Origin of the sequence: Streptomyces sp. NPDC057010, assembly GCF_042673805.1 — a bacterium.
Lineage (GTDB): Bacteria > Actinomycetota > Actinomycetes > Streptomycetales > Streptomycetaceae > Streptomyces.
The window spans coordinates 441,867-459,077 of sequence record NZ_JBHUSC010000001.1; the positions used below are offsets into that span (position 1 = coordinate 441,867).

Here is a 17,211-nt window from a genome sequence, read left to right on the forward strand (position 1 = left end):
CCGTATGCCACGGTGGACCGCATGGAGGCGAACGCCCACACCCACGCCCACGCCCACGCCCACACGCACGGCCACCGCCACGCGGCCGTGCCCCACAGCCACGTCGCCGCCGACAAGGTCGACGCGGCCATGGAGACCTCCCGCGAGGGCATGCGCACGCTCTGGATCTCCCTGGCTGTCCTGGCCGTGACCGCCCTCCTCCAGGCCGTGACCGTCGGCCTGTCGGGATCGGTGGCGCTGCTCGGCGACACGGTCCACAACGCGGCCGACGCCCTGACCGCCGTCCCGCTCGGGATCGCGTTCGTCCTCGGCCGGCGCGCGGCCAACCGCCGCTACACGTACGGCTACGGCCGCTCCGAGGACCTGGCCGGCATCGTCATCGTGGCGACCATCGCGGCCTCGGCCGCAGCTGCCGCCTACGTGGCCGTGGACCGGCTGCTGCACCCCCGCGAGGTCACCCACCTGTGGGCGGTCTGCGCGGCGGCCCTGATCGGTTTCGCCGGCAACGAGTGGGTCGCGCGCTACCGCATCCGCACCGGCCGCCGCATCGGCTCCGCCGCGCTCGTCGCCGACGGACTGCACGCCCGCACCGACGGCTACACCTCCCTGGCCGTCCTGCTGGGCGCCGGTGGCGCGGCGCTCGGCTGGCGGGCCGCCGACCCGGTCGTCGGCCTGCTGATCACCCTCGCCATCCTGCTCGTCCTCAAGGACGCCGCCCGCGAGGTCTGCCGCCGTCTGATGGACTCCGTGGACCCGGCCCTCGTCGACACCGCGGAATCCGCGCTGCGCGCCGTCGACGGCGTACTGGGCACCGGACAGGTGCGCATGCGGTGGATCGGCCACGCCCTGCGCGCCGAAGCGGACATCGTCGTCGCCGCGCACCTGACGGTCGTACAGGCGCACGAGCTGGCCGTGGCGGCCGAACACGCACTGATCCACGCCGTCCCGCGGCTGACCGCCGCCACCGTCCACACCGACCATCCGCCCCTCGCCCACCGGGCCGGGGCGGAGCTTCCGGCGAGTCACGGACCTGCGCCCGCATCCGGTGGTTGACTGGACGGCATGCCGCTCGAAGCCTACGGCGTGCTGTCAGGGACGCTGCACCGCCACTTCCGCGACCAGCCCGACTCCCAGGGGCGCTGGTTCCACGTCAACCTCGAAGTCGACGCGCCCGCCGGACGGTACCGGTGCGCCGTCGACGTGGACAGCAAGCAGTCCGCCACCGGCGTCCAGTGGAAGGTGTTCACGCTGGCCGCCTCCGTGCTCGAACCGGCCTCCACGCTGCCGCCCGGCTACCACGACCTCTCGATGTCCTCGGGTTCGGGCGCCATCGACTACCTTCGGCACCCGGCCCTCGTGGACCGCCCCGGCTGCCTGTCCGTGCGCCGCCCGCCGGCCTGGCTGGTGAACCTCCTCAACCGGCTGCACCCGCCCCGGCCGTGGGTCTCCGGATCCAACATCGAGGCCGCCCAGGCCCTGGAGACCATCCTGCTGCCCGGCCGGCCGATCATGGTCTTCGGCGAGCCCTTCGACGAAGGCCTCGGCATGCACAACATCCACCAGAACCAGGGCGATCCGTACGGCAGCCAGTGGTGGGACGACAACGGCGTCTGGCAGGACGGTGCCACGCTCACCCGGCGCCCCGACGGCTGGTACGACGTCTTCCTCAACAAGTTCTCCAGCCAGGCCGACCACACCGACGGCGCCGGCCACCCCGTCTAGTCAGCCGGCGGGGCGGCGCGCCCGAACGGGCCGGGGCAGGGCCTGATGGGCTCCCGAGGCCAGTATCCGCACCTCGCCCTGGTCGCTGATCTCGGCCAGGATGATGCCGGTCTCGTCGGCGTAGACGGGATGGCCGCCCGGGCCCGACCGGTCGGTGCGGGCGACGACCACGACGTCCGCGGTCTGCGCCCCGAGTTCACCGCCCTCGAACACCAGCTCGTAGCGGTCCTCGTCGTCTTCGCCCACCACATGCCTCCTGCCGCCCGTGTCACGTCGTACCAACGTGCCCCATGGGCGCCGATCCCGCGCCGCACCACGCGGCACCGGGGTCCGACCGGGGTACGCGACTACTCGAACCGGGCGGTGTCGCCGGCGCCCCGGCGGACGATCTCGGCCTCGCCGCCGGAGAAGTCGATGACGGTGGTCGGCCGGGTACCGCAGTCACCCGAGTCGAGCACGACGTCCACGAGGTGTTCGAGCCGTTCCTTGATCTCCCACCCCTGGGTCATCGGCTCCTCCTCGTCCGGCAGCAGCAGGGTGCTGGACAGCAGCGGCTCACCGAGCTTGGCGAGCAGCGCCTGGGTGACGACGTGGTCGGGGATCCGGACGCCGACCGTCTTCTTCTTCGGGTGCTGGAGCTGGCGCGGCACCTCCGCCGTGGCCCGCAGGATGAAGGTGTAGGGGCCCGGCGTCGCCGCCTTGATCGCGCGGAACACGTCGTTGTCGACGTGCACGAACTGGCCCAGCTGCGCGAAGTTCTGGCACACGAGGGTGAAGTGGTGCCGGTCGTCGAGCTCGCGGATCGCCCGGATCCGGCTCATCCCCTCGCGATTGCCCACCTGGCACCCCAGGGCGAAGCAGGAGTCCGTCGGGTACGCGATCAGCCCGCCGGAGCGGATGCTGTCCGTCACGTTGCCGATGGTGCGGGGCTGGGGGTTGTCAGGATGCACATCGAAGTACTTCGCCATCCGCCGAGCCTACGGGATCGGACCCCGCGGTGCGCCCCCTCCACCCGCGCCACCCGTGTCACACGCGACCCGCCGGAATAAATCCCGTGCCGCCGGCCGCCCGCGCTCCCTACACTCGCCACACGCGCTGCCGACCGGGCACCGCGTACCTCATGCGGAGTTGACGGAGAGAAGGGGAACCAGGCCATGCGCACCGACCGCACCATCGCCCTGGTTCCCCCGTCCCGGTACGACGTGATCCCGGTGTCTCGCGGCGGGCGGTGCCGGCTGCGCGGCCGTCACCGCATCTGCCCCTGACGCACCTCCGGGGCCCGTTTCCGTCCCTCCCGCATCCCCGCGTACGCCGCCGCCCGCCCGGGCACTTCTCCGGGCCGGGGCCGCGCCGCGTCGCCGGGCCGGTGAGACGGGCGGGCCTGCCGTCAGGGAATCGCGCCGCCCCCTTCACCCGGCATTCGAAAGGCCTCGGGCCATGCGCACCAACGAGCGACCGCTCGCCACCACTTCCCTCACCGCCGTCCGCAACCTGGGCATCCTCGCCCACGTGGACGCCGGAAAGACGACCATCACCGAACGCGTCCTCTTCGCCACCGGTGCCATCCACAAACGCGGCGAGGTCCACGACGGCACGACCGTCACCGACTTCGACGCCCAGGAACGCGACCGCGGCATCACCATCTTCGCCGCGGCCGTCAGCTGCACCTGGGGCGGACACCGCGTCAACCTCATCGACACCCCGGGGCACGTCGACTTCTCCGACGAGGTCGAGCGGTCCCTGCGGGTGCTCGACGGGGCGGTCGCGGTGTTCGACGCCGTCGCCGGCGTGGAACCGCAGAGCGAATCGGTGTGGCGGCAGGCCGACCGGCACGGCGTCCCGCGCATCGCGTTCGTCAACAAGCTCGACCGCGCCGGCGCCGACCTGGTCACGGCGGTCGCCTCCATCCGGGAGCGGCTCGGTGTCGTCCCGCTGGTGGTCCAGCTGCCCATCGGACGGGAGGACGGCTTCACCGGCGTCGTCGACCTGCTGCGGATGCGCGCGCTGCTCTGGCACCCCGGCTCCGACACCTACGAGACGGGGCCGGTCCCCGAGGAACTGCGGGAGGAGGCGGACCGCCGGCGCCGGCTCCTGGAGGAGACGGTGGCAGAGCTGCACGCCGACGCACTGGAGGAGTTCTGCGCGACCTCCGCACTGACCGGGCCGACCCTGGCCCGGGCCCTGCGGGAGCTGACCCTCGCCGGGCACGGCGTGGTGGTGCTGTGCGGCTCCGCCTACCGCAACCGCGGTATCGAGCCGCTGCTGGACGCGGTCCTCGCCTACCTGCCGTCGCCCGCCGACATGCCTCCCGTACGGGGGACCGTCGACGGCGCGGAGCAGGAACGAGCCCCCGATCCGGCGCAGCCGTTCACCGGCCTGGCCTTCAAGGTGACGGCGACGCCGACCGGACGGCTCACCTACCTGCGCGTGTACGCGGGCACCCTCCGCAAGGGCGCGTCCGTGGTCGACGCCGTTACGGGACGCACGGAGCGGGTCGGCAGGATCCTGCGGGTCCAGGCCGACCGGCACGAGGAACGGGAGGAGGCGGTCGCCGGTGACATCGTCGCCGTGATCGGCCTCAAGGCCGCCCGGGCGGGCACGACCCTGTGCGCGCCGGGTGCGCCGCTGGTCCTCGAACCGCCGTCCGTGGCCGAACCGGTCGTGTCGGTGGCGGTCGAGGCCCGCCGGAGCACCGACACGGGCCGGCTCTCGTCCGCGCTGGCGCGGCTCGCCGAGGAGGATCCCTCGCTGGCGGTGCGCTCCGACGCGGAGACCGGGCAGACCGTGCTGTCGGGGATGGGCGAACTCCATCTGGAGGTCGCGGTGGAGAAGATCCGCCGGGGCCACGGGGTGGAGGTCGTCGTCGGCCGGCCGCAGGTCTCGTACCGGGAGACCGTCGTGCGCGGCGTGACCGGTCTGGTCTACCGGCACGTCAAACAGGACGGCGGCGCGGGGCAGTTCGCGCACGTCGTCATCGATGTCGAGCCACTGGAGGAGGTGGGCTTCGAGTTCCGCTCCACGGTCGTCGGCGGCCGCGTGCCCCAGGAGTACGCGCGTGCCGTCGAGGCGGGCTGCCGCGACGCCCTCGCCGAGGGGCCGCTGGCCGGGTTCCCGGTGACGGGGCTGCGGGTCACGCTCACCGACGGGGCGACCCACTCCAAGGACTCCTCGGAGATGGCGTTCCGCGCGGCGGGCCGGTTCGCGCTGCGCGAGGCGCTGCGTGCGAGCACGGTGGAGCTGCTGGAACCGGTGGTGGAGGTCACGGTGACCGTCCCCGAGGACGGCGTCGGGGGAGTCCTCGGCGACCTCGCGGCCCGCCGCGGCCGGGTCTCGGGCTCCACGACCGAGTCCGGAACCACGGTGGTCACCGCGTCCGTGCCGCTGGCCGAACTCTTCGGCTACGCGTCCCGGTTGCGCGGCCGCACCCAGGGCCGCGGCACCTTCACCACCCGCCCGGCACCCCTCGCGGCGGTACCGCAGGCGGTCGCGGCCGCACTCCTGACGCGGTAGCCGGAGCGTCACCCCCGTCCGCCCCGCCCCCCCCGGGCGGGGGGGGCGGGGCCGCGCGGGCGGGCGGGCGCCCCCCCCCCTCCCGGGGTCCCGGGCGCCACCCCCCGCCCCCCCCCCCCCCGCGGGGGGGGGTCGGACGGGGCCGCGCGGGCGGTCGCGGGTCAGACGTCAGACGGTCGCCAACTGCGGGATCAGGCGCAGGGCGTTGTCGTGGTAGATCCCCTGGAGCTGCTCCGCCGTGAAGGCAGGGTCCCGGTCGAGGGCCGGGAGCGCCAGCTCCATGACGGTGTCGGCGGGGGCCGCGGGCCAGTCGGTGCCGAAGAGGATGTGGTCGGCGGGCACATGGGTGAGGAGGGTCGCCGCGGCCGCCATCGGGCCGGCCGTGTCGTAGTAGAAGCGGGGCAGGTGGTCGCGGAGCGCGGCCGGGTCGATCGGCGGTTCGCAGAACCGCCCCAGGGCCTCGATGCGCGGAGCGATGTACGGCAGGAACCCGCCCGCGTGCGGCAGGATCACCGAGATGTTCGGGAAGCGGTCCAGCGTCCCCTTGCTGATCATGTTCACGGCGGCCCGCGTGGTGTCCAGCAGGAAGTCGCACAGGAAGTTCGGAATGCCCGGCACCGTCGCCGCCCCGGGAGGTCCGCCGGGGAGGTTGTGCGGATGCGTGTCGACCACGGCGGACAGCTCGTCCAGCTCGTGGAACACCCGGTCGTATGAGGGATCCCCGAGGTACACGCCCCCGTGGTTGGCCGTCACGTTCACGCCGACGGCGCCGAGCTGCCCGAGCCCGCGCCGCACGGCCCAGGACGACGCGTCCGGGTCGTCCAGGAACAGCGGAACGTAGAACGCGAACCGCCCCGGGTGCGAGGTCGCCACCTCGATCATCGACTGCAGCGTGATGTTGATGGCTTCGCGCAGCTGCGCCGAGGAGCGGTAGCGCGCCGGCAGCATGGGCTTGAGGACCGCCGTCGAGATGCCGGCCCGGTCCATGAAGCGGAGCGAGGTCTCGACGTCGAGCCGGGCCCACGGCGGCAGTTGCCGCGGTGTGATCAGTTCGTGCCGTTCGGCCCACTCGCGCCATTCCGGGGCACAGAAGTGGTGGTGCATGTCGATCTTCGACTGTGCCGCGTGCCGTTCGACCGGTTGTGGAGCGGAGTCCTCCCGCGCCAAGGAGAGCCGAGGCTCGTCCTCCGGTGTTCCGAGGAGGCTCAGTCTGGAGGTATGCGAAGCGTCCGGCATGCCGAATCCACCGCCCGTCGGGTCTGGTTTGCTGTCAGGTTGCCACGGAGGCCATCGGCGCGAGATCCCCGTCCGGCCGCGACGGGTCCAGCACGAGCCGGAGCTCTTCGAGCCCGCGGAACGCGGCCACCGGCCCCTTCAGCCAGGCGCCCTTGCTCTTCTCCGCGTCCGCCAGCTCCATCTGGGGGAATTCCCTCAGGAGACAGGAGAGCGCGATCTCGAGTTCGAGCCGCGCGAGCGGCGCCCCCAGGCAGTAGTGCGTCCCGTGTCCGAAGCCCAGGTGCATCCCGTGGAGGCCCTCGCGCGTCACGTCCAGGACGTCGGGGGAGTCGAACCTCTCCGGGTCCCGGTTCGCCGAGGAGATGGCGATCTGCACCAGGGACCCCTTGGGGATCGGCGTCCCGCGGATCTCGGCGTCCTCGGCCGCGTACCGGAAGGTCGACGTCTCCACCGAGCCCTCGAACCGGACGAGTTCCTCCACGGCCCGCGGAATGAGCAGCGGGTCCCGCCGGACCAAGTCCAACTGCCGCGGGTGCAGGAGCAGATCGAGGACGGAATTGCCGATCTGGTACGCGGTCGTCTTGTGCCCGGCGAAGAACAGGACCCACAGCGACGAGACCAGGTCCGCGTCGTCCAGGGCCTCGTCCGCCCGGATGAGGTCGCTGAGGAAGCAGTCCGACGGATGCTCGCGGGTGTGCGCGATGAGCCGCGCCAGCCGGCCCTGGAGCCATTCCTGCGCCGCCTGCAGTTCCTCCCGCATCCGCGGATCGAACCTGGCGCGCGTCACCACCGAGAACTGCCCAAGGATCTCGGGGCGGTCCTCCTCCGGGATGGACATGAGTTCGCACAGGACCGCGATGGGCAGCGGGAAGGCGAACGAGGACATCAGGTCCACCGCGTTGCTCTTCGCGCATTCCCGCAGCAGGCCCTCGGCGATCTCCGTGACGCGCGGCCGCATCGCCTCCACCCGGCGGGGCGTGAAGGCGCTGCGCAGGGTGCGGCGCAGGCGCGTGTGCCGGGGCGGGTCCGAGAACAGCACGTTGTCGTCGAGCGCGTCGAAGAAGCTGCCGTAGACCGCGTGGTACGTGTCGAGGGCGCCGCGCATGTTCTTGCTGAAGCGGGGGTCCGACAGGGCGTCACGGGCGTCGTCGTAGCGGGTGATGAGGTAGGTGTCGACCCCGTGCCGGGGCGTCAGCGGGCACACCGGGGCCTGCTCGCGCAGTGCGGCGTAGACGGGGTGCGGGCACGTCCGGTACTCCGGCGCGCCGGCCGCCACCGCCGCCACGATCTCGTGCAGCGCCGGGCCGCCGTTCGGTGCCGCCTTCTCCTGCGTCATCTTCCGCACCCTCCGTGACACTCGCGGTCTTGCGGACACACCGGTTCCCTGGCGGAGCGGACGGCGAAACCACCCCTGGCTCGATCGAGTGAGCCCGGTCCGCCGTCCGGTCCGGCCGTGTGGCGGGCCCGTGGAGCGGCGGGACAGGCTGCTGGTGCCGCCGCCCACGCCGCAAGGAGTCAGCGCATGGTCCGTAGTCTCGCCCTGGTCCTCACGACAGCCGCCTCGCTCGCCCTGGCCCCCGCCGCCACCCCCGCCTCCCACGACGACCCCGGCCGGGCCGCCGCCGACCGCGCCCTCACCTACCGGGCCACCGCCCGGTACCAGCAGCACGACAACGCCGTGCGGGACGGCTACGTACCGGACAAGTACTGCGTCGCCGACCGGGCCGGATCGGGCGCGCTCGGCTACCCGCACTTCAACCACGCGTACGACAACTCCCTCGACCCGGCCAAGCCGGCCGCGCTGTTCTACGAGGACGACGGGCACGGCGGCAAACGCCTCGTCGGGGTCCAGTGGCTGGTCTACGACCGCGACCAGAACCTCGCGACGGACGACGACCGGCCCGCCCTGCTCGGCGTGCCCTTCACGGGCCCGCGCCCCGGCAACTTCCGCGGCCAGCCGATCCACTACGCCCTGCACCTGTGGCTCTGGAAGAAGAACCCGCGGGGCGAGTTCGAGACCTTCAACCCCGCGGTGAAGTGCCTCCCCGGCACCACCCGCCCGCCCGCGGCCCGGACGCCGTAGGGCGCAGAGCCCGCAAAAGCGTTTGACGACCGCCGGGGTGCGGCGGTCGGATGGCAGCCCATGAGCACAGGACGGACGCACCCCGGCGCGCACCCCGTGGACGCGGGCCTCGTACGGCGGCTCGTCGCCGCGCAGTTCCCCCGGTGGGCGGGGCTGGCCGTGGAGCGGTTCCCCTCCGGCGGCACCGTCAACGACATCTACCGGCTGGGCGACGGCATGGTCGTACGGCTGCCGCTGGTGGCGGGCGGGGCGACCGACGTGCTGCTGGAGCAGGAGTGGCTGCCCCGCCTCGCGGCCCGCCTGCCGACGCCGGTCCCCGAGGTCCTCGGGGCGGGCGCGCCCGCCGGCGGGTACCCCTGGCCGTGGTCGGTGTACCGGTGGCTGCCGGGGGAGAACCCCGAGGCGGGCGCGCTGAGCGAGCCCGTACTGCTGGCCGGGGACCTGGCCCGGTTCGTGGCGGCCATGCGGGGCATCACCCTGCCCGGGGCGCCGCCGGCCTACCGTGGCGGGCCGCCCGCCTCGCTCGACGCCTCGACCCGGTCGGCGATCCAGGCCCTGCGCGGGATCCCGGAGGAAGGCGTCGACTGCGACGCCGCCACCGCCGTATGGGAGGACGCGCTGCGCGCCCCGGCCTGGGACGGGCCGCCGGTGTGGCTGCACGCCGACCTGATGCCGGGCAACCTGCTGGTGCAGGGCGGCAGGCTGACCTCGGTCATCGACTTCGGGTGCACGGGCGTCGGCGATCCGGCCTGCGACCTGTTCCCCGCGTGGAACCTGCTGCCCGCGGATGCGCGCAAGGTCTTCCGCGAGGCGCTCGACGTCGACGACGCGACCTGGACCCGCGGCCGCGGCCGCACCCTGTCGCAGGCGCTGATCGCCCTGCCCCACTACCGGAAGACGAACCCGGCGATGGCGCGCAACGCCCGGCACGTGATCCGGGAGGTGCTCGCGGACCGCTGAGCGAGGGCGCGCCGCGGGGCGTCACCCGACTGCACGGCGCGGGCTGCGGGGTGCCGTCCCGCCCGTACGCGCACACTCGGGTCGGGCCCGTGACCGGCGGCGCCGTGGCGGAGGGAGTGACGGTGGCGGATGTCGGACGGCGCACACTGCTGGCGGGGCTGGTGGCCCTGGGACTCACCCCCTGCTCCGGCGCCGCGGCAGCGGCGCGGCGCCCCGCCGGCCGCCCCGCCGCATCCCGGCCGGACGACGGCCCGCGCCCGCCCGCATCGCTCCTCGGGACCGAGATCCGCCGGCTGCCCACGACGGCCAAGGTCATCGCGCTCACCTTCAACGCCGCATGGGACGAGAGCGGGATCGACACGGTCCTCGCCGAACTGCGGCGCCGCAAGGTGCCCGCCACGTTCTTCCCGACCGGCGAGTTCGCCGAGGCCCACCCCGCGGCCCTGCGCACCATCGCCGCCGAACACGGCCTCGGCAACCACTCCCACAGCCACCCGTACTTCGACGACCTCGACACCGGGGAACGGGCGGAAGAGGTACGCCGCGCCGACGCGGCGATCCGCACGGCCTCCGGGGCCGAACCCCTGCCGTTCTTCCGCTTCCCCTACAGCGCCACCAGCGAGGACTCCATCGCCGACGTCAACGAACTCGGCTACGCGGTCATCGAGTTCACCACCGACACCAACGGCTACCTCGGCCCCGACGGCGGCGTGACGGCGGACGACGCCGTACGGCGGGCCGTCGACGCCTTCGCCCCCGGCGCGATCATCCAGATGCACGTGGGCAGCGACGGCGACGGCGTCGTCACCGACGCCGAAGCCCTGCCCCGGATCATCGACGCCGCCCGGTCCGCCGGCTACGAGATCACCGATCTCCGCCGGTTCCTCACCACCGAGGGGACCGGGACCGCGGCCCGACGGCCCGCCGGCGCCGCGAAGCGCCCGCGCGTCCGGCCGTAACCCCCCCTTGCCGAAGCCGAAAGCCGCTCGTCGTCGTATAGATTGCATGCACGTGACAGCCACTCCGCTGCCGAACGGCGGCATATTCGAAGCCCTGCGGTCCACCGCCGTCCAGACCACGGCCGAGCTGCGCGCACTCTACGAGAACCCCAGCGAGCTGGTCCGCCGCAAGGCCGTGGACCGCATCCACGACGTCGCCAGCGCCGTCATCGCACGCTCCTCGCTGGTCTTCGTCGCCACCGCAGGGGCGGACGGCAGCTGCGACGTGACCCCCCGCGGCGGCCCCGCCGGATTCGTCTCCGTCCTGGACGAGTTCACCCTCGCCATCCCCGACGCCACCGGCAACAAGCGGCTGGACAGCTCCCACAACATCGTCGAGACGGGCCGCGCCGGCCTGATCTTCGTCATCCCCGGCCGGGCCACCACCCTGCGTGTGAACGGCAAGGCCTGCATCTCCAGCGACGCGCGCCTGCTGGAACAGCTCCAGCCGGTGGGCAAGCCGCCGCGCAGCGCCATCGTCGTGGAGGTCGAGGAGGCCTACCAGCACTGCCCGAAGGCCTTCCTGCGCGGCAACGCCTGGAAGCCGGAGCTGTGGCTCGCCGAGGACGCCGTGCCGAGCTCCGCGGAGGTCACCCTCGCCCACCTCAACCTGCCCGGCCTGACGCTGGAGCAGATCGAAGAGCAGGAACGCGAGTCGCTGCTCCACCGCTACGAGTGACCGTGCCCGGCGCGTGGATCAGCCGCCGACGGGCGATCACCACCGGCCTCGGCGCGGTCGGAGCGGCCGCCGCGGCGCTGTCCGGATGCTCGGCCGACTCCGGCCCGGTACGGCGCCTGCGGCTCGCGACCGGGCCGGAGGGCGGTCCGTACAACGCCTTCGGGCAGGCCCTGGCGCGGGCCGCCGCCGCGAGCGGCCACCGGCTGGAGATCGTTCCGGTGGCCACCGCCGCCAGCGTCAACAACCTGCGCAAGCTCGACGACGGCTCCGTCGAGCTGGCACTGGCCATGGCGGACGTCGCCGAGGACGCGGTGCTGGGCCGCGAGTCGTTCTCCCGGCCGGCCGCCGTGACGGCGCTGGCCCGGGTCTACGTGAACTACACGCACCTCCTCGTCCCGGCGGCCGGCCCGGTCCGGTCGACGGGCGATCTCGCCGGCCGTCCGGTCGCGGCCGGCGCGGCCGGCTCCGGTGTCCAGGTGGTCGCGGGACGGGTGCTGCGGGCGGCCGGGCTCAGCACCGGCCCCGCGCCGGCGGACGAACGCCAGCTGGGCCTCGCCGCCTCGGTGGCGGCCCTGCGCGAGGGCGCCGTCGACGCACTGTTCTGGTCGGGCGGCGTGCCCACACCGGCGCTGTCCGCGCTGGCGGACGAGCTGCCGCTGCGGTTCCTGCCGCTGGACGGCTACGTCGGCCCGCTGCGGGAACGCCACGGCCCCGTCTACACGACGGTCACCCTCCCGGCCGGCGTGTACGGGCTCACCGAGCCGGTGGGGACCATCGGGGTCGGCAACTACCTCCTGGCCCGTGACGACGTACCGTCCGCCGCCGTACGCACGCTGCTCCAGGTGGTGTTCGACCGCTGGCGCGACCTGCTGCGGGGGGTGACGGCCGGCGCGCGCCTGGAGCCGCGCTTCGCCATCTCGACGGGGAAGGTGCCGCTCCACCCGGGCGCGGCCGCGTACTACCGGTCGGTGTACGGCTGAGCCCGACCGGGGGAGAGAGGCAGCCGCAGCTCGACGACCAGGCCGTGCGGGGTGTTGGCGGCGACGTCGAGCAGGCCGCCGCTGATGCGGGCGATCTCGTCGGCGATGGCCAGCCCCAGCCCGCTGCCGCGCACGTTCTGGTGTTCGGGGGAGCGTGCGAAACGCCGTAGCAGCAGGCCCAGTTGGTCCTCGCGGACGCCAGGCCCGTCGTCGGCGACCCGTATGACCGCCCACCCGTCGGCGCTGCGGGTGGCGCTGACCTCGACGTGGCCGCCGCGCGGCACGAACTTGACGGCGTTGTCGAGGAGCGCGTCCAGGATCCGGCCCGCCGCGTCGGGCAGCGCGCGGGCCGGCAGCATGTCCTGCGCAGGGCCGCCGCCGGTCGCCGCCGGTGTCAGTTCCAGTCCGGCGTCGCGGAAGACCGGGGTCCAGGCCTTCACCCGTTCGCGTACCGCCCGCGACACGTCCTGGTCCCGAGGCTCTGCCGCGCCGGACTCCACCCGGGCCAGGGCCAGCAGTCCGTCGAGCAGCTCCTCCAGGCGCTCCGCCTCGTCCAGGGCGCGGGCGTGCTCGGCACGGCCCGGTCCCGGCGTGACGTACGGTTCGACGTTCTCCAGCTGGAGCACCAGGGTGGCCAGCGGATTGCGCAGCTGGTGGGAGGCGTCGGCGACGAAGTCCCGCTGGCGGCCGATGGAGTCGGACACGGCCTCCGCCATGGCGTTGAAGTGCTGTCGCAGATGGCGCAGCTCCGGCGGCCCGGTGGCGGAGACGGCCCGCGCCTGGAGGCTGCCGGCGGTCAGCCCCTCCACCGCCCGGTCCAGGTCGAGGAGCGGGCGCATCAGCCAGCGCGAGATCCCCGCCGCGACCAGGGCCGCCGCCGCGAACGCGGCGAGCGCCCCGGCGGCGATCAGCGACCAGCGGACCGTCACGTCCCGGCGGGCGGCGCCGGTCGGGACGGCCATCAGGACCGCCCCGCTGACCCGCTCGTCGCGGCCCACCGGCTCCGCGAGGAGGACGGTGGCCGGGCCCCAGGGGCGGACGGTGGGGAGCCGGTCGGTGGAGCGGCCGGTGAGGGCCCGGCGCAGCGAGTCCGCCGCTTCGGAGCCGGCCTTCGACCCGGGGCGGGGGTCGGGGCCCGTGCCGGCCCGTGCGACCGTCGCGCCCGTCGTGTCGACCACGACCACCCCGGCCCCGTACAGCTGGGCGTAGCGGCCGATCTCGGCGGACAGCTCCGACCGGTCCGCGTCGGTGCGCATCCGGTCGGCGAGATCGGCGAACCGTACGGCCTCCGAACGCCGCTGGAGGAGCAGGTGCTCGGTGCGCCCCCGTGCGTACGCGTCGGCGAGCGGGAGGCAGAGCAGCAGCGCCGCCGCCCCCATGAGCACCATCAGCACGGCGAGGAGCCTGCGTCTCACGGGGTCCCGTGCCGTTCGCCGGGCGCGGCGGGGAGGCCGAGCTGGTAGCCGAACCCGCGGACGGTGCGCACCAGCCCGGAACGGCCGGTCTTGGCGCGGATGCCCGCCACGTGGACGTCCAGCGAGCGGGAGGCGGCGAGGAAGGCGTCACCCCAGATCCGGTCCAGGATCTCCTCGCGGGAGTGCACCTCGTCCGGGCGGGCGGCCAGGAAGGCGAGCACGTCGAACTCCCGCCGCGTCAGCCGGACCTCGTCCCCCGCCACGGTGACCGTACGGCCCGCGAGGTCGACCTCGACGTCCCCGGCGCGTACGGGCGCCCGCCGGCCGGGCTCCGGGACGGCGCCGCCGGAGCGGCCGGACGGGGTCTGCGTCCGGCGGCGTACGGTGTCGATGCGGGCCATCAACTCGGCCATCCGGAACGGCTTGACGACGTAGTCGTCGGCGCCCGCCCGCAGGCCCTGCACGATGTCGCGTTCCTCGCAGCGCGCGGTCACCACGATCAGCGGCGCGTCGCAGACCGTGCGCAGCCGCCGCAGCAGCTCGATGCCGTCCAGGTCCGGCAGCCCCAGGTCGAGCAGGACGAACTCGGCCTCGCGGACGTGCCGCAGGGCGTCCAGGGCCCGGGCGACCCGGCGGACGGTGTGCCCCCGCTGCGCGAGGGCCGTGCCGAGCGCCTGGGCCATGCGGTCGTCGTCCTCGACGAGGAGTGCGTGCACCGAAGGCCTCCCCGTCTCCTGACCCTGCCGCTGAACCCGACTCTTGCCGAGGGACAGGTTACCGGCGGGGATCAGCTCGCGGCCGGGGCGGCTGCCGCAGCCGGCCGGTCCTTGCCGGCGGCGGAGCCGGCGTCGGCATCGGCATCCGCCTCCGCGCGGCTGAGCGCGGCGTTGCGGGTGTCGGGCATCAGGACGTAGGTCACGAGGGAGACCAGCGCGCACCCGGAGACGTACCAGAAGAACATCTTCTCGTGGCCGCCATTCTTGAACCACAGGGCCACGTACTCCGCCGTGCCCCCGAAGAGCGCGTTGGCGATCGCGTACGGCAGCGCCACGCCCAGGGCCCGTACGCGGGTCGGGAACAGCTCGGCCTTCACCGCCGCGTTGATCGAGGTGTAGCCGGTGACGATCACCAGGGCCAGCAGCGACAGCCCCAGCGCGGACCAGTACGAGGAGGCCGAGCCCAGCGCGGTCATGATCGGGTACGTGCCCACGGTGCAGCCGACGGCGAAGGTGATCAGCAGGGGGCGACGCCCGATCCGGTCGGACAGCATCCCGGCGAAAGGCTGGAGCACGGCGAACAGGCCCAGGGCGGTGAAGCTGACCAGCGTCGCGGTCGTCTTCGCCATGCCCGCGCTGCCGACCAGGTACTTGGTGAGGTAGGTGGTGTAGGTGTAGTACGCCACGGTGCCGCCGAGGGTGAGGGCCATGACCAGGCCGGCCTGCCGCCGGTGCTCCCACAGGGCCTTCAGCGTTCCGCGCGTACCGTCGTCGTGCGCGTCCTCGCCCGCCGACTGCTCCTTGAACGCGTCGGTCTCCTGGAGCCTCCGCCTCAGCCAGAAGACGACGACCGCGAACAGCGCGCCGAAGACGAACGGGATGCGCCAGCCCCAGCTGCTCAACTGGGCGGCGCTGAGCGTGTGCTGGAGGGTGATCAGGATGCCGAGGCCGAGCAGCTGGCCGCAGGTCATCGACACGTACTGGAACGAGGAGCCCAGGCCGCGCCGGTCGCGGGCCGACGCCTCGGTGAGGTAGGTGGCGCTGGCCGCGTACTCGCCGCCGATGCTCAGCCCCTGGAGCAGCCGGGCGAGCAGCAGAACGAGGGCGCCGAAGTAGCCGGCCTGCCCGTAGGTCGGGGCGACGGCGATCAGCAGGGCGGCGACCGACATCATGGTGACGGTGAGGGTGAGCGCGCTCTTGCGGCCGTGCCGGTCGGCGGCGCGGCCGAGGATCCACCCGCCGACGGGCCGCATCAGGAAACCGACGGCGAAGATGCCGGCCGTGTTCATCAGCTGCGTCGTCGGGTTGTCGCCGGGGAAGAAGGAGTCGGCGAAGTAGATCGCGAAGCTGGCGTAGACGAACCAGTCGTACCATTCGACGAGATTGCCGAGCGAACCGCCGACCAGGGCGAGACGGCGCTTCTTGCGCTCGTCCCCGGGTGGTGCTGCGGGCGTGGCGGCGGACGCGGACATGGCGGCTCCAGACGGAAGTCCCTGATGCGAGAGGAGTACTTCCCCAGCCCCCCGCGCTGGGGAAGTCCCCAGAGCATGCGTCGGCCGCCACACCCGGACAAGGTCCGGCAGCCAGATCTAACGTTCCGCTAAGGAAGCCCGGGACCGCCCGGGACCTTCCGGGACGGTCGTGCGGTGCCGGACCGGGAAGAGGTGGCGTACCAGAGCGGCCGCCGCGAGCAGGGCGATCAGCGCGCACACCGCCGGCCAGCCGAACGCGGTGTGGGCGCGGACGCCGAGCCAGGATCCGGCGGTGCCGCCCAGGTACGCGCAGGTCATGTAGGCGGTGTTGAGGCGGCTGCGGGCGTTCGGGCGCAGGGCGTATACCCGGGCCTGGTTGGCGACCATGCCGGACTGCATGGCGACGTCCAGCAGCAGGGTCCCGGCGGTCAGCGCCGCCAGGCCCACCGCGCCGCCCGCGCCGCCCACCGCGAGGACGCCGGCCGAGGCCAGGATCCCGAGCAGCGAGACCAGATTGACCGGGCCCGGCCCGTGGCGGTCCACCAGGCGCCCGGCGAACGGGGTGCACAGCATGGTGGCCCCGCCGACGAGGGCCAGCAGTCCCACGGCCTCGGCCCCCAGCCGGTAGACCGGCCCGGTCAGCAGCAGGGCCAGGCTGGTCCAGGCGGCGGAGAACCCCCCGAAGGCGGCGGCCTGGTAGAGGCAGGAGCGGCGCAGCTCCGGCTCGGCACGCAGCAGGCGCAGCGGTTCGGTCAGGAACCGGGCGTACGGCTCGCGGGCGGCGGCCGGGGTGGTGGCCGGCGCGGTGGCCGGCACCGCGTACGCCATGACGACGGCCAGGACCAGGGCCACGACCGAGGCCACCAGGTAGGGGGCCCGCCAGCCCAGCCATTCGCCGAGCGTCCCGCTGAACGTACGGGCCAGCAGCATGCCCCCGGTCGACCCGCTCAGCAGCGTGCCGATCGCCTCCCCCCGCCGGTCGGGCGCCACCAGGCCGGCCACCAGCGGGCCGATGACCTGCGCGGCCACCGTGGTCAGCCCGACGAGGGCGCTCGCGGCGGCCAGCGGCGGCAGGGAGGGGGCGCAGCCCGCGCCCAGCAGGGCCAGCGCGGTCAGGCAGAGCAGTACGACCAGGAGCGGGCGGTGCCGGATCCGGTCGCCGAGCGGCACCAGCAGGACCATGCCGGCGGTGTAGCCGATCTGGGTGGCGGTCACCACGAGCGCGGCCGTGTCGGCCGGGACGTCCAGCCCGGTGGCGATCAGCGGGCCGATGGCCTGCGGGAAGTAGAGGTTGCCCACGGCGACCGCGCAGGTCACCGCCAGGACCAACACCAGCCGGCGGCTCACCGGACCACCTCAAGGTGATGGCCCCGCACGAGAGTTGGGGAAGTCATGGCGGAAGTCCACGGCACCGGCCGGGCCCTGCCAATTGATGTAGCC

16 protein-coding genes are annotated in these 17,211 nt (G+C 73.8%); 8 read left to right on the plus strand and 8 right to left on the minus strand.

The features are described from left to right. Window positions 1-21: 21 nt before the first annotated feature. Window positions 22-1,053, plus strand: a complete 1,032-nt coding sequence (locus ACFTXQ_RS01985) for a cation diffusion facilitator family transporter (RefSeq protein ID WP_382634910.1) — start codon at window positions 22-24, stop codon at window positions 1,051-1,053. 9 nt (window positions 1,054-1,062) lie between these two features. Continuing rightward, complete coding sequence (locus ACFTXQ_RS01990; protein ID WP_382634912.1) at window positions 1,063-1,722, plus strand: DUF2278 family protein; 660 nt, start codon at window positions 1,063-1,065, stop codon at window positions 1,720-1,722. Here the strand turns inward: ACFTXQ_RS01990 and ACFTXQ_RS01995 are convergent, their stop codons facing one another. Together ACFTXQ_RS01995 and ACFTXQ_RS02000 are read right to left on the minus strand one after the other, a co-directional pair. Further along, window positions 1,723-1,968: a DUF6296 family protein gene (locus ACFTXQ_RS01995; protein ID WP_382634914.1), complete on the minus strand. Its 246-nt coding sequence runs from the start codon at window positions 1,966-1,968 to the stop codon at window positions 1,723-1,725. It abuts the gene before it with no gap. A 101-nt stretch (window positions 1,969-2,069) separates the two neighbouring features. Beyond that, entirely contained in the window at window positions 2,070-2,690 is a 621-nt protein-coding gene (locus ACFTXQ_RS02000) for an L-threonylcarbamoyladenylate synthase (protein WP_382634916.1), read from the minus strand. Window positions 2,691-3,159: 469 nt separating this feature from the next. Between ACFTXQ_RS02000 and fusA the strand changes: the two genes are divergently transcribed. Continuing rightward, entirely contained in the window at window positions 3,160-5,232 is a 2,073-nt protein-coding gene (fusA, locus tag ACFTXQ_RS02005; RefSeq protein ID WP_382634918.1) for an elongation factor G, read from the plus strand. A gap of 168 nt (window positions 5,233-5,400) precedes the next feature. Here the strand turns inward: fusA and ACFTXQ_RS02010 are convergent, their stop codons facing one another. Together ACFTXQ_RS02010 and ACFTXQ_RS02015 are read right to left on the minus strand one after the other, a co-directional pair. After that, on the minus strand, window positions 5,401-6,468 hold the full coding sequence (locus tag ACFTXQ_RS02010) for an amidohydrolase family protein (RefSeq protein ID WP_382634920.1): 1,068 nt from the start codon (window positions 6,466-6,468) through the stop codon (window positions 5,401-5,403). A 34-nt stretch (window positions 6,469-6,502) separates the two neighbouring features. Further along, window positions 6,503-7,804 carry a cytochrome P450 gene (locus ACFTXQ_RS02015; RefSeq protein WP_382634921.1) on the minus strand — a complete coding sequence of 434 codons (1,302 nt, stop codon included), beginning with the start codon at window positions 7,802-7,804 and terminating at the stop codon, window positions 6,503-6,505. Window positions 7,805-7,990: 186 nt separating this feature from the next. Here ACFTXQ_RS02015 and ACFTXQ_RS02020 point away from each other — a divergent pair, with 186 nt between their 5' ends. The 5 genes from ACFTXQ_RS02020 to ACFTXQ_RS02040 all read left to right on the plus strand — a co-directional run bounded on the left by ACFTXQ_RS02020 (window position 7,991) and on the right by ACFTXQ_RS02040 (window position 12,168). Continuing rightward, entirely contained in the window at window positions 7,991-8,551 is a 561-nt protein-coding gene (locus ACFTXQ_RS02020; RefSeq protein ID WP_382634923.1) for a hypothetical protein, read from the plus strand. A gap of 60 nt (window positions 8,552-8,611) precedes the next feature. Next, window positions 8,612-9,511, plus strand: coding sequence for an aminoglycoside phosphotransferase family protein (locus ACFTXQ_RS02025; protein WP_382634925.1), 900 nt, complete (start codon window positions 8,612-8,614; stop codon window positions 9,509-9,511). A gap of 122 nt (window positions 9,512-9,633) precedes the next feature. Then, a complete protein-coding gene (locus ACFTXQ_RS02030; protein ID WP_382634927.1) occupies window positions 9,634-10,470 on the plus strand; it encodes a polysaccharide deacetylase family protein in 837 nt (278 codons plus the stop codon). A 52-nt stretch (window positions 10,471-10,522) separates the two neighbouring features. Next, window positions 10,523-11,188, plus strand: coding sequence for an MSMEG_1061 family FMN-dependent PPOX-type flavoprotein (locus tag ACFTXQ_RS02035; protein WP_382634929.1), 666 nt, complete (start codon window positions 10,523-10,525; stop codon window positions 11,186-11,188). Beyond that, window positions 11,185-12,168 carry a TAXI family TRAP transporter solute-binding subunit gene (locus tag ACFTXQ_RS02040; protein WP_382634930.1) on the plus strand — a complete coding sequence of 328 codons (984 nt, stop codon included), beginning with the start codon at window positions 11,185-11,187 and terminating at the stop codon, window positions 12,166-12,168. The genes ACFTXQ_RS02035 and ACFTXQ_RS02040 overlap by 4 nt, the downstream gene beginning before the upstream one ends. On the opposite strand, the gene ACFTXQ_RS02045 is transcribed toward ACFTXQ_RS02040, so the two are convergent. The 4 genes from ACFTXQ_RS02045 to ACFTXQ_RS02060 all read right to left on the minus strand — a co-directional run bounded on the left by ACFTXQ_RS02045 (window position 12,147) and on the right by ACFTXQ_RS02060 (window position 17,118). Continuing rightward, window positions 12,147-13,583 (minus strand): ATP-binding protein, encoded by a 1,437-nt coding sequence (locus tag ACFTXQ_RS02045; protein ID WP_382634932.1) that lies wholly within the window; start codon window positions 13,581-13,583, stop codon window positions 12,147-12,149. The two genes, ACFTXQ_RS02040 and ACFTXQ_RS02045, sit on opposite strands and share 22 nt — an antisense overlap. Next, a complete protein-coding gene (locus ACFTXQ_RS02050) occupies window positions 13,580-14,299 on the minus strand; it encodes a response regulator transcription factor (RefSeq protein ID WP_382634933.1) in 720 nt (239 codons plus the stop codon). The genes ACFTXQ_RS02045 and ACFTXQ_RS02050 overlap by 4 nt, the downstream gene beginning before the upstream one ends. Window positions 14,300-14,370: 71 nt before the next feature. Continuing rightward, window positions 14,371-15,771 (minus strand): MFS transporter, encoded by a 1,401-nt coding sequence (locus tag ACFTXQ_RS02055; protein WP_382634935.1) that lies wholly within the window; start codon window positions 15,769-15,771, stop codon window positions 14,371-14,373. A 117-nt stretch (window positions 15,772-15,888) separates the two neighbouring features. Then, window positions 15,889-17,118 carry an MFS transporter gene (locus ACFTXQ_RS02060; protein ID WP_382634937.1) on the minus strand — a complete coding sequence of 410 codons (1,230 nt, stop codon included), beginning with the start codon at window positions 17,116-17,118 and terminating at the stop codon, window positions 15,889-15,891. Window positions 17,119-17,211: the final 93 nt, after the last annotated feature.

Excerpts from the sequence above, each read along its gene's own strand:
- ACFTXQ_RS02015 (WP_382634921.1), bottom strand. The coding sequence starts at position 7,804 with ATGACGCAGGAGAAGGCGGCACCGAACGGCGGCCCGGCGCTGCACGAG.
- ACFTXQ_RS02025 (WP_382634925.1), top strand. The coding sequence starts at position 8,612 with ATGAGCACAGGACGGACGCACCCCGGCGCGCACCCCGTGGACGCGGGC.
- ACFTXQ_RS01985 (WP_382634910.1), top strand. The coding sequence starts at position 22 with ATGGAGGCGAACGCCCACACCCACGCCCACGCCCACGCCCACACGCAC.
- fusA (WP_382634918.1), top strand. The coding sequence starts at position 3,160 with ATGCGCACCAACGAGCGACCGCTCGCCACCACTTCCCTCACCGCCGTC.
- ACFTXQ_RS02010 (WP_382634920.1), bottom strand. The coding sequence starts at position 6,468 with ATGCCGGACGCTTCGCATACCTCCAGACTGAGCCTCCTCGGAACACCG.
- ACFTXQ_RS01990 (WP_382634912.1), top strand. The coding sequence starts at position 1,063 with ATGCCGCTCGAAGCCTACGGCGTGCTGTCAGGGACGCTGCACCGCCAC.
- ACFTXQ_RS02020 (WP_382634923.1), top strand. The coding sequence starts at position 7,991 with ATGGTCCGTAGTCTCGCCCTGGTCCTCACGACAGCCGCCTCGCTCGCC.
- ACFTXQ_RS02055 (WP_382634935.1), bottom strand. The coding sequence starts at position 15,771 with ATGTCCGCGTCCGCCGCCACGCCCGCAGCACCACCCGGGGACGAGCGC.
- ACFTXQ_RS02000 (WP_382634916.1), bottom strand. The coding sequence starts at position 2,690 with ATGGCGAAGTACTTCGATGTGCATCCTGACAACCCCCAGCCCCGCACC.